The sequence below is a fragment of the Deltaproteobacteria bacterium genome, assembly GCA_020848745.1.
Lineage (GTDB): Bacteria > Desulfobacterota > Binatia > UTPRO1 > UTPRO1 > UTPRO1.
The window spans coordinates 25375-35867 of record JADLHM010000074.1 but is presented as its reverse complement, the minus strand read 5'-3'; the positions used below and the strand labels follow the sequence as shown (position 1 = coordinate 35867).

Genomic DNA, 10493 nt, shown 5'->3' with positions numbered 1-10493 from the left:
GGGCGCTGCGAGCTCGGAGGTCTCCAGGATCCCGGCCACCCGAAGGCCGATCGCCGTTTGCAGGAGGTACTCGACGGCCGCCGAGGCGTCGACCACGAGGATCAACCGCCGAGCTCCTTCTCGCGCGCGGCCCGTACGTCTTCCAGCGTGCGTGCGGCGGGCCGACCGAGATCGACCGGCGCGCGCTTCGCGAGCCGAGTCCGAAACGCTTCGCGATCGATTTCACGAGTCACCGCCTCGAGGACGACGTCACGTACGGTCCGTCCTCGCCGGTTGGCGTAGGCGCGAAGCCTTCGATGCAGCGCGTCGGGGACGTTCTTCACCTGGAGGTTCGCCATGGGATGCCTTTAGCATCCTTGAAGCATGCCAACAAGCACCCCAAGCGACGCTGCACATCCTGCGAAGGCGTCCGCGTTTTTCGCCCAGGCGGAGCTCGGCCGCCGACCGAGGTGATGGTGGCGTTCGTCGACGCGCACCGGGACAGCGACGGCGTCGAGTCGATCTGCGCGCACGTGCGGATCGCGCCGTCGACGTACTCAGCGCACAAGCGGCGGCAGCAGGATCCCGCGCGCCGCTCTGCGCGGGCGCAACGGGACGACGAGCCGCGCGTCGAGATCCAGCGCGTGTGGGAGGCGCACTTTCCGTAGGCTGGTCGCGTCGGCCTTCGGCTCACCAGCAGGGCCGCGATATCCGCTACGCGTCGCCGTCGACGCCGACGTCCCGGCGCATGATGTCCTGGAGGGACTCGACTGTGGTGCGTGCCGACACGACGTCAGAGCTTTCGCGCGTGTGGCAGCCGCGCCATCCGGCTATCGACCGCCAGTGTTTCGAGATCGCGTCGCCGATAGTCATCGGCGATCAAACGATCCACCAACCCACATCCTCCCTGGGCCGAGAGTGCGGAGAAGACCCCGGGCCCGTTCAACGGGGCGACGAGGCCGCTTCTGAGAACGGTCTCGAGCCCGCGCCGGGCATCGGCTTTCGAAACCGAGTAGTGGTGCTGTAGCGCGACGTACGCTTCGCCGATGACCTGGTTCGAGGCCGAGACTTCGGCTCGGTCGCTCTCCGCGAGCGCCGTCAGCGCACGCACGCAGCGCTGAAACGCCGCGGGGGGATCCCCGGTCACGAGCCGGACCAGTATTGACGTGTCAATCCCGTAGCGTGGGGTCATGCTTCTCCTCGCGGAATGCCGCAATGTCGAATGGCTTCCCCTTCTTGATCTTGGACCTCAGCGGCGCCAACCGCGATGGATCGATGCGCCGGGGCCGCAATACGAACCCCTGAGGAGTCTCTTCGATCTCCAGGCGATCGCCCGGCCCGACCCCGAGCGCCTTCAGCACACGGGACGGAAAGGTCACCTGCCGCTTGCTCGTGATCTTGACGACCATTGCATTGACCTCCTTACCAATTGATGACCACGGTAAGGAGCAGAATTCAAGCCGCCGGTTCGTAGAGCGCGGATTCGGCGTTCGACGGGCGACGGTCAAACGCGGCGCTCCGCGAGACTTCCAGATTTCCTGACAAGGCTGGCTTGCTGCCGCTGTCCAATCAGCCGGCGCGCTTGTCCCGTGGAGCCGGCGCTTCGATGGAGGGCGTCGGGGTAGCTGGGAGCAGGGGATGCGGACGCCCAAGGGGTGGCGCCATCAGCACCCAGAAGTGTTCGTGCCGGCACCGCTCACGGTCCTGCACCAAGACACCGGTGGCATTCGCGCAGACGTACGGCTGCGCGAGGGCGTCGGCGTGCATCGCGCGCAGCAGGGGATCGGCCAGTGCGGCCCGCTCCAGGTGCCACCCGCAGACCGTCGAACGGTTCAGCTCGATCCCCTCGCGGCGGAAGATCGCCTCCATCCGGCTTCATCCCATCTATCACCTCGCTTTCCGGACCGATTCGACCGTCCCCCCGTCTGCCGACCTACCCTCGCGGGCATCGTCACACCGGCGGAGAGGCGCTCACTCACACGGAGGTACGGGCTGGACGGCTATGGGATCGGTGCTGACGCGCTTGTAGATGTACTTGCAGGTCGCGACCTCGGGACCATCGTACTCGTCGATGGTCTGGACGATCGACATCATCTTGACGGACCCTTTCGAAGTCCCTGGCTTCACCTTGAAGGCCGCGCGCACAACCTCGCCCTCGTCCGCGGAGGGGCACGAGAGCAGTCCGGCCTCGGCCTGCTTGTTCAGCATGGCCAGATTGGCGCCATCCGGGACGAGGAAGCCGTTGTAGATGAAGTCGCCGTTCGGGCTGATCGGAGTGTCGATGTGCACCGCGAGCAGAAAAGGATCGTCGGGGTCCTGATAGACGACCATGAAGCTGTGCGGGTTGCCCGACTTGAATTTGCCGGAAGAGAAGCTGAAGCCCTGGCACGACCACTTCCCCTCGTAGAGGCCCTCCACCTCGATGAGCTGAGCCTCGGCCGTTCGTGTCGCCGGCGGTGTGAAGGACAGGAAGAGAAGAAGACCGCCCGTGATTGCCACAACAACTCTCGATGTCTGCATTGCTGCCTCCTTGATACGAAGGCCGTGTGTCTGGCCGGCCTTCCAGCTGTTGGTTCGTGGCCACAATTCGGATTCGAGCTGTGAGTCACTGATTTCCATGCGACTGGAGATAGCCCCGCCGGCAGCGTGAGTCCTGGCGAAACTCAGGATTTTCTCAGGCGAAACTGAGGGATCTGGGGCATGTGGCCCCCGGAGGAACTCGCGCGGACATTCTTCTTGCTCCGGGTCGTCGAAGCGATCGGCGGCGCGCTCGCGGGGTCCGGTCGCCCGTTCGTGATTCGCGTCGGGCGGCGACGGCGACAAGGGTTTCCTCGGAGCTTGGCCACTACTTCCGAAGTGCCTGACTCTTCGACGCACCGTCTCGATCCGAAACTCCTCGGTTTCTCCTGATCTCTTCCAGGACTCCGCGACGCCCCGGGTCCTATCCCTAGCGGCGCGCACGGACGCCCCTTCGAGGGCCGTGCCGCAGGAGGAGATCCGTCATGGAGAAGCATCGTTTCGGAGGACGCGCGGCGGCGACGGTCGTCGCGGCGCTCGTGGTGGTGATGGCGCTGGCCGTCCGGCCGGTCGCGGCCGACCCGACCCCGGTCGTCAACCCGTTGCCCGTACCGTTCTACTCGCAGCTCGACCCGCTCTGGAGCTCGGTGCTGGTCGGCGCGAACCAGGACGTGCCGCTGCGCAAGCGCGGCTCGCTGCTCACGTGCATCGCGATGGTCGCGGCGTACGAGAACTTCTTGCCGCTCTTCCTCGTGCCGGGAAATGCGTTGACGCCCGGTCCAACGCCCGACTACATCCACGCGTATCTCCATCGGACCGGCGGCTATCAGACGAGCCCCGCCGAGACGGTGATCGTCGACTACGACGCGCTGCGGTTCGCGTTCAGCGACGCCGCGGGCATCCAGGGCGGTCTCGACTTCGTCCCGTACCCGTGGCCCGAGATCGGGCTGTACGCCGACGCGGCGCTCGGACACGGCGACCCGACGATCCTCTATCTGCAGCCGAGCGCGGGGCGCTTCCATCCGGTCGTGGTCGTCGGGTGGGACGACAAGACCTCCTCGTATCTCGTCCTCGATCCGGCGCGTCCTCGTTGGGACGGTGCGGCGGTCGCCCTCGGCTCCACGTACGGACCCGAATGGCGGCAGATCGTCAGCGGAGGGCTGGTCAGCGCCAAGGATCTGCCCGATCCGGACCCCGACATCGACGACCAGGGACAGGTCATCCCGAAGCCGATCACGGCCTCCACGAAGTCGCCCGTCGAGATCACGGTGATCGATCCGCGTGGGCGGCGCGTCGGGTGGGACCCGGCGAGCGCGACGACCGTCGTCGACGTGCCGGGCGCGTCCTACATCCCGCAGCCGGTGTGGGACGATCCCGTCGGCTCGCTCGTCCCGCGGCCGCCCGGGCGCGTGCTCACGATCCCACGGCCGCTCGCGGGCCGCTACCGCTTCGAGATGATCGCGAGCGGCGACGGGCCGTACACGCTGAACGTCCGCGCCCACGACGTGACCGGTGCGCGTACCATCGAGGAGCGCAAGGTGGGTACCGTGCACACGGGCGACGTGCTCAAGTTCCAGGTGGAGTACGCGCCGCAGGGCCCCTCGCACTACACCCTCGGCGACAACTTCGCGCCGGAAGCACGCGCCGGCGGTGCGCGGCGCGTGACCGCCGGCAGCGCGCTCGCATTCGACGCCGCGCGCTCCTCCGACGTCGACGGCGCGATCGTCGGCTACGCGTGGAGCTTCGGCGACGGGACGAGCGCGAGCGGTCCGGCCCCGCAGCACGTGTACGCCACGCCCGGCGGCTACACGGCGACGCTCACCGTCACAGACGATCGCGGCGCGGTCGGCACCGACACGGCGGCGATCGCGGTGTTCGGGGACCAGCCGGTCGACGGCACGACCGAGCGCGTCAGCGTGGGACCGCACGGCGAGCAGCCGAGCGGCAGTGACGGGCTCGGGTCGTTCGTGCCCGCGATGAGCGCGGACGGGACGATCGTCGCGTTCCGCTCGTTGGCGAACGGGCTCGGCGCCCCGGGCCACCGCGTGTACGTCCGCGACCGAAGCGCCGGCACCACCACGGTGCTGAGCGCGGAAGCATGCTCCCCGGACGACTTCCCGACCGTGAGCAGCGACGGCCGCTTCGTCGCGTACCAGTGCACCGGCGCGTCCGTCACGAGCGTGATCGTCCACGATCTCGCGACCGGCGCCGACGAGCGTGCCGACGTCTCGTCCGACGAGGTCGGCGGCATCTGCCCGGTCACCTCCTTCGAGGAGTGCCGGAGCTTCCGCCCGGCGCTCAGCGCCGACGGCCGCTACGTCGCCTTCTACTCGAATCAGACGAACCTCGTCGCCGGCGACACCAACGATTCGGTCGACGTCTTCGTCCGCGACCGCATGAACGGGACAACCGAGCGCGTGAGCGTCGCAGCGGGCGGCGGCCAATCGGCATACGGCGCGACCGAGAACGGCGACACGCGGCTCGGCATCAGCGCCGACGGCCGGTTCGTCGCGTTCGAGTCCGTCGCGACGGACCTCGTCGCGGGAACGCCCCCGTCGTTCTTCGAACGCATCTACGTGCGCGACCGCCAAACGCAGACGACCGAGATCGCGAGCGTGCCGACCGGCGGCGCGCCCGCGAGCGCCGCGAACGCCCGGATGCCGTCGATCAGCGCCGACGGCCGCTGGGTCGCGTTCGTGTCGGCCGCATCGAGTCTGGTGCCGAACGATACGAACCGCTTCGCCGACGCGTTCGTGCGCGACCGCGCGACCGGCACGACCGTGCGCGCCAGCCTCTCCGGCGCGGGCGAGCCGGCGACGTGCTCGTCGTTCGTGGCGCTCGCCGAATGCACCCGCGACCCGGTGATCAGCGCCGACGGCCGCTCGGTCGCCTTCCGCTCGCAAGCCTCGAACCTGGTGCTCGCAGACACGAACAACCGCGAGGACGTGTTCGTCCGCGACCTCGTCGCGGGCACGATCGACCTCGCGAGCGTCGCGACGGACGGCGAGCAGGGGAACGGCAACAGCGGCGAGGCGCACTTCACCAACGACGAGACCCGGATGGCGTTGAGCGCGGACGGCCGCTTCGTGGCGTTCAGCTCCGACGCGACGAACCTCGTCACGGCCGACACGAACGGGATCGAGGATGTCTTCGTGCGCGACCGCCGGCCACCCGGACTCGTCGCTGATCCGTCCGGTCCGTACCGCGGCTTCGCCGCCGCCGGCGCGCCCGCCGCGACGATTCGCTTCGACGCGCGCCGCTCGTTCGATCCCGCGGGGCACGCGCTCACGGCGCGCTGGGACTTCGGCGACGGCACCTCGCCGGTGACCGCACCCGCCGACGATCCGCTCAGCCACGCGTACGCGTCGCCGGGCCGCTACACGGTCACGCTCACCGTGTCGGACGGCACCAAGACCTCGTCCCCCGCCACGACCGTCGCGAACGTCCAGCCTTTCGCGGCGCCGGCGCTGACGCTCTTCCCCGCGTGCGCCGCGCCGGGCGGCCGCATCGTCGCGAGCGTGGCGGGCGTCCCGCTCGTCGCGCTCGCCGGCGGGTGGAATCTCGCCGACGGACCCGTGCCCGGCTCGAGCGCGGTGCACCCTGCCGAGACGTCACACGTGCGGATCGATGGGCCGGGCCGCGCGTCCGACGAGCGCGACGTCGCGATCGCCGCCTTCACCCAGGTGACGCCGCTGACGCTCGCGCTCCGATTCGAGCTCGCCGTCGATGCCGCCGCGGCTCCGGGGACGTATGCCGTCGGTGCGGCCGAAGCGGGAGGGCTCGCCGCGTCGTTCATCGTGCCGTGTCCCGCGCCGGCCAACGAGCCGCCGCGCGCCGCCGTCGGCGGACCGTACACGGGAGCGGTCGGCGTGCCCGTCGCGTTCGACGGCGGCGCGAGCCGCGACCGCGAGGGCGCGCCGCTCGGATACCGCTGGTTCTTCGAGGACGGCGGCACCGCGGCCGGGCCACGGCCCACGCACGCCTTCGCCGCGCCCGGCACGTACTACGTGCTGCTGGTCGTGAACGACGGCGCCGTCGACTCGCCGACCTCGGTCGCGACGGGAAGCTACACGACGGTCACGATCGGGGGCGGAGGCGGCACCGACGACGCGTGCGCCGTGGCGCCGACGCTCACGTCGATCGCGTGTCGTCTCCGCGTGCTCCGCGCCCGCGCGGCGCTGCTCGACGTCGCCTCCGCGCTCCACAAGCGTTTGTCCAAGGTGCTCGACGGCGCACTCGCCAAGCTCGCCGATGCGCGCACCTTCTGTGCGATCCCGAAGGTCAAGCGCGCGAAGTCGAAGCTCGCAGGCGCCGCACGCCGTACGGGCCAATTCGGACGCAGCTTCAAGAGCCGCGCCGTGAAGAAGCGGCTGACCGACGGCGTCCGCGCGGACTTCATGCAGAGGGCCGAGTCGATCCGCGTCGATGCCGTCGCGTTGCGCACCGGCCTCCAGTGCCCGGCGGACGCGGCTGGTGTCCCGTGAGCGAGACGTCAATCGACGGCGGGTTTCGCCGTGGAGCGACGCGCGCCCACCTCCGTGAGGAGGGCGCGCGCGTCGCGGACGTCCGCCACGTCCTGCCCGTCGGGCAGTGCCGCGAGGCTCTCGGCGAGCAGCGTCCGGGCCTCGCGGCGCCTGCCCTGGTCGCGCCAGAGGCGGGCGAGGTCGGTCGCGGCGCGGAGCGCGAGCAGGCGTGCCTGCTGCCGCTCCGCGATCGCGAGCGCCTCGCGGAAGCAGCGTTCGGCTGCGCCTGGGCCGTTGTCGTCGCCGCCGTTCGCGTCGGCGAGCGCGATCGTGCCGCGGAGGCGATGGAGTTCGGCGTCCCAGTAGCGGAGGCCGGTGCGCTCGCCGAGCTCGAAGGCGGCGGTGATCGCGGTCCGTGCCTCGTCGCGGCGGCCGAGACGGTTGCAGACGTCGGCGAAGATCCCGAGGAACGTCGGCCGTCCGAGCTCCGCGCCGACGGCCTGATACACCGCGAGCCCGTGCAGGATGAGTTCGGCCCCCTCGTCGCCGCGTCCGTCTTCGGCGAGGAGCCACCCGCGATAGATCTCGCCCAGCATGAGGAAGAGATCGAAGTCGTGGCGTTGCGAGTAGGCGAGCCGGACGTCCTCGAGCTTCCTGACGACGGCGGCGTCGCGCAGGAGCTGATAGAAGATCGCGGCAAAGTTGTACGCCATCGCGACGCTGAGCGGATGGTCGAGCCCGTCGGCGCCGGCGAGACATTCGCGCATGCGCACAGTCGCCCGGCCGATGTGCCCGAGCACGAGCAGCGCCAACGCCTCGTGCGCCGCGCACGACACGCCCGGGTCGTGATCGATCGTGAACCCGTCGTGACGATTCGGCGCGTGCCGCTTGGGGTCATAGATCGCCTTCGAGCGCTCGACATGCCGGACGGCGCCGGCGTAATCGCCGCGGTACATCGCGACCATCCCCGCGGTGTTGTGGGCGCCGAGCAGGGCCGCGGCGTCGTCGGTCGTCTCGGCGAGCGTCAGGAGCTGCCCCGACCACTCGTCGGCGACGTCGAGCTCGCCGCGCATCAGGTAGAAGGCGCAGAGGCCGAGGAGGACCGGGAAGAGCTCGGGGGTGACGCCGGTCGTCGCCGAGAGCTCGCGGGCGCGCCGGTAGGCGCGCGCGACCTCGGGGGCCGCCCATCCGCTCGTGGCGATCGAGGCGGCGCCGAGGAGGTTCTGGACGAGCAGCTCGTCGCGGGCGCGCGCGGGCGACTCCGGCAACGCCGCCAGCAACTCGAGCGCGTGATTCCCGTGATGCACGGCCTCGCGATAGCCGTGCTGGCGGAGCGCCGCCTCCGCCGCCAGGCGACGGTAGTGGGCCGCGCGCTCGAAGTCGCGGCCCGCCTCGAAGTGCCGCGCGAGCTCGCCGGCGATCTCGTGCGCGCGCGTGCCGTGCGCCCGCTCGAGGCGGTCGCCGACCCGGAGATGCAGGCCCACGCGATGACCTGCCGGGATGCGCGCGGAGAGGACGCTGCGATAGAGCGCGTGAATGAAGGCGTAGCGGCCGGCCACGGTGCCGTCGGGCCACTCGGCGACACCGGCCGCGCGCAGGAACCGGCCGCGGCGCGCGAGATCCTCGCAGCACCGTTCGCCGTCGCCGGCCTCGACGCCGTCGGCGGTGGTGATCGCCGCCGAAAACTCCGCGCCCGCCACGCTGGCGACCGCGAGCACCGTCTGCTCGCGGACCGACAACCGGTCGATCTGTCGTTCGACCATCTGGCGGAGGCTGTGCGGCACCTCGGAGGCGATGCGCTGCACCGGAACCGTGAGGGTCGTCCGCCCGTCGGCGACGCCGATGTGCCCCTGCGCGGCGAGCTCGTCCACGACGTTCACGAGGAAGAGCGGGTTGCCGCCGGTGTTCGCGTGCAACGCCGGGGCGAGCTCGGGCGGAAACGCGGCGCCGGGGTAGCGACGATCGAGGTACTCGCCGACCGCGGCCGCGTCGAGGAACGCGAGCGCGACCTCGTCGCCGGCCCCGTGCACGCGCAGGTCCTCCGCGAAGAACTTCAGCGGATGCGCATCGGCGGCGACCTCGCCGGCGCGATAGGTGGCGAGGATCAGCAGGCGCGCCGGATCGCGGCGTCGCGCGAGCATCGCGAGGAGGTCGATCGTCTCGACGTCGCTCCAATGGAGATCCTCGAGCAAGAGGACGAACGGCGTCTCGGCGCCGAGTGCGTCGAATGCCTCGGCGAGCTCCCGCAGCATGCGCTCGCGCGTCGTGCCCTGGGTGCGCCGTTGGACGGTCGCGAGGTCGTCGTCGCCAAGGAGTGCGGGCAGTTGCGCGAGCCAGGTCGGTGCGTAGCGGGTGAGGACGCGCACGAGGTCGTCTCGTTCGGGCTCACGGTTCATGCCTCGGGGCTCGCGCCCCATGCGCCCGAACGCCTCCAGGATCGGAAGGTACGGTTCGCTCGCGCCGTGGTGCTCGAGGCACTGGCCGCGCCCGATGCGCACCGCGTACGTTGCGAGCTCGGCGAGGAAGGCCTCGACCAGCGAGGTCTTGCCGATCCCCGCCTCGCCGGTCACGAACACGATTCGGCGCCGGCCGGCGCTCGCGGTCGCGTAGTGGGCGCGGAGCGCCGCGAGGTCGTCGTCACGGCCGACCAGGGTGGGCGCCTCCAGTGGCGATGGAGTCCGAGCGCCGACGGTGGGCTTCGCGGGGGCCGCGGTCGCCACCGGACCGACGAAGCGAAAGCCGCGACGGTGGACCGTCTCGATGTAGCGCGGGGCGCGCGAGGAATCGCCGAGCGCTTTTCGCAGGTCGCGGATGCAGCTCGTGAGCGTCGCTTCGCTCACGACCGTATCGCTCCACCCCGCGGTGAAGAGGTCGTCTTTCGTCACCAGATGCAGCGGCCGATCGACCAGGTGCCGGAGCACGGCGAACGCCTTTGGCGCGAGGTCCAAGCGCCGGTCGCCGCACCACGCCCAACCGGTCTGCGGATCGATGCGAACCGCGGGCGTCTCACGGAACTTTACCATGCGGTCACGAGCTCCTGAGCCTCACATGAGGCCCCACGAGAGCCCCGCCGGTCGTCCGGCACCGCGTGCGTCGGACCGCGCGTTCGTCGTGCACTTCGCGGCGCCGCGACCGGGACGCCGGTTCGAGGGGCGCGTCGAGCATCTCGCATCGGGGCGGTCGGCATTCTTCTCGTCGCTCGCGGCGCTGTTGGCGTTCTTCGCCGAGGTGTCCGGATGAGGATCACGCCGCATCGATGATCCGTTCCGCCGGACTGTGCATGCGTTCGAGGTGAAATGGCAAGGCGCGCTGCCACGTCACCCCGTCGGCGCTCCACGGCCGCGTGCACACCAACCGACACCCGTAGCGACGGCGCGAGGGCAGCCGCGGACGCGACGAGCTGCGAGAAGACCAGGTGCTCGAAGAGCGCCCCGATGCGGTCGGCCGAGACGTCGAAGCTCCCGAGGAGTCCGTTCCGGACCCCGACGTCGAAGAAGAAGAATCGCGGGTGTTGCACGAGCCGCCGGCGCGGGC

General features: G+C 70.5%; 10 protein-coding genes and 1 other annotated feature. Of the genes, 3 read left to right on the top strand and 7 right to left on the bottom strand.

Features of this window, described 5'->3' with window-relative positions:
- A partial coding sequence (locus IT293_11445; protein MCC6765265.1) for a VapC toxin family PIN domain ribonuclease occupies positions 1-105 on the bottom strand: 105 nt, incomplete at its 3' end.
- Positions 102-338: a toxin-antitoxin system HicB family antitoxin gene (locus tag IT293_11440; GenBank protein MCC6765264.1), complete on the bottom strand. Its 237-nt coding sequence runs from the start codon at positions 336-338 to the stop codon at positions 102-104. The genes IT293_11440 and IT293_11445, both read right to left, overlap by 4 nt.
- A 72-nt stretch (positions 339-410) precedes the next feature.
- Positions 411-527 (top strand) — a sequence feature (AL1L pseudoknot).
- Between IT293_11440 and IT293_11435 the strand changes: the two genes are divergently transcribed.
- Complete coding sequence (locus IT293_11435; GenBank protein ID MCC6765263.1) at positions 456-647, top strand: hypothetical protein; 192 nt, start codon at positions 456-458, stop codon at positions 645-647. It overlaps the preceding feature by 72 nt.
- 125 nt (positions 648-772) lie before the next feature.
- Here IT293_11435 and IT293_11430 read toward each other — a convergent pair whose 3' ends face one another.
- From IT293_11430 to IT293_11415, 4 genes are all read right to left on the bottom strand, one after another.
- On the bottom strand, positions 773-1171 hold the full coding sequence (locus IT293_11430; protein MCC6765262.1) for a hypothetical protein: 399 nt from the start codon (positions 1169-1171) through the stop codon (positions 773-775).
- Positions 1149-1388, bottom strand: coding sequence for an AbrB/MazE/SpoVT family DNA-binding domain-containing protein (locus IT293_11425; GenBank protein MCC6765261.1), 240 nt, complete (start codon positions 1386-1388; stop codon positions 1149-1151). The genes IT293_11430 and IT293_11425 overlap by 23 nt, the downstream gene beginning before the upstream one ends.
- Before the next feature lie 160 nt (positions 1389-1548).
- Positions 1549-1848, bottom strand: coding sequence for a transposase (locus IT293_11420; GenBank protein ID MCC6765260.1), 300 nt, complete (start codon positions 1846-1848; stop codon positions 1549-1551).
- Between the two features lie 102 nt (positions 1849-1950).
- Positions 1951-2499, bottom strand: a complete 549-nt coding sequence (locus tag IT293_11415) for a hypothetical protein (GenBank protein ID MCC6765259.1) — start codon at positions 2497-2499, stop codon at positions 1951-1953.
- Between the two features lie 482 nt (positions 2500-2981).
- On the opposite strand from IT293_11415, the gene IT293_11410 reads away from it, so the two are divergent.
- Positions 2982-6980: a PKD domain-containing protein gene (locus IT293_11410; GenBank protein MCC6765258.1), complete on the top strand. Its 3999-nt coding sequence runs from the start codon at positions 2982-2984 to the stop codon at positions 6978-6980.
- A gap of 8 nt (positions 6981-6988) precedes the next feature.
- On the opposite strand, the gene IT293_11405 is transcribed toward IT293_11410, so the two are convergent.
- The gene (locus tag IT293_11405; GenBank protein ID MCC6765257.1) at positions 6989-9982 is read right to left on the bottom strand and encodes an AAA family ATPase; all 2994 of its coding nucleotides are present in this window, start codon (positions 9980-9982) and stop codon (positions 6989-6991) included.
- A 25-nt stretch (positions 9983-10007) separates the two neighbouring features.
- On the opposite strand from IT293_11405, the gene IT293_11400 reads away from it, so the two are divergent.
- Entirely contained in the window at positions 10008-10199 is a 192-nt protein-coding gene (locus tag IT293_11400) for a hypothetical protein (protein ID MCC6765256.1), read from the top strand.
- Positions 10200-10493: the final 294 nt, after the last annotated feature.

Excerpts from the sequence above, each read along its gene's own strand:
- IT293_11440 (MCC6765264.1), bottom strand. The coding sequence starts at position 338 with ATGGCGAACCTCCAGGTGAAGAACGTCCCCGACGCGCTGCATCGAAGG.
- IT293_11430 (MCC6765262.1), bottom strand. The coding sequence starts at position 1,171 with ATGACCCCACGCTACGGGATTGACACGTCAATACTGGTCCGGCTCGTG.
- IT293_11425 (MCC6765261.1), bottom strand. The coding sequence starts at position 1,388 with ATGGTCGTCAAGATCACGAGCAAGCGGCAGGTGACCTTTCCGTCCCGT.
- IT293_11420 (MCC6765260.1), bottom strand. The coding sequence starts at position 1,848 with ATGGAGGCGATCTTCCGCCGCGAGGGGATCGAGCTGAACCGTTCGACG.
- IT293_11415 (MCC6765259.1), bottom strand. The coding sequence starts at position 2,499 with ATGCAGACATCGAGAGTTGTTGTGGCAATCACGGGCGGTCTTCTTCTC.
- IT293_11410 (MCC6765258.1), top strand. The coding sequence starts at position 2,982 with ATGGAGAAGCATCGTTTCGGAGGACGCGCGGCGGCGACGGTCGTCGCG.
- IT293_11405 (MCC6765257.1), bottom strand. The coding sequence starts at position 9,982 with ATGGTAAAGTTCCGTGAGACGCCCGCGGTTCGCATCGATCCGCAGACC.
- IT293_11400 (MCC6765256.1), top strand. The coding sequence starts at position 10,008 with ATGAGGCCCCACGAGAGCCCCGCCGGTCGTCCGGCACCGCGTGCGTCG.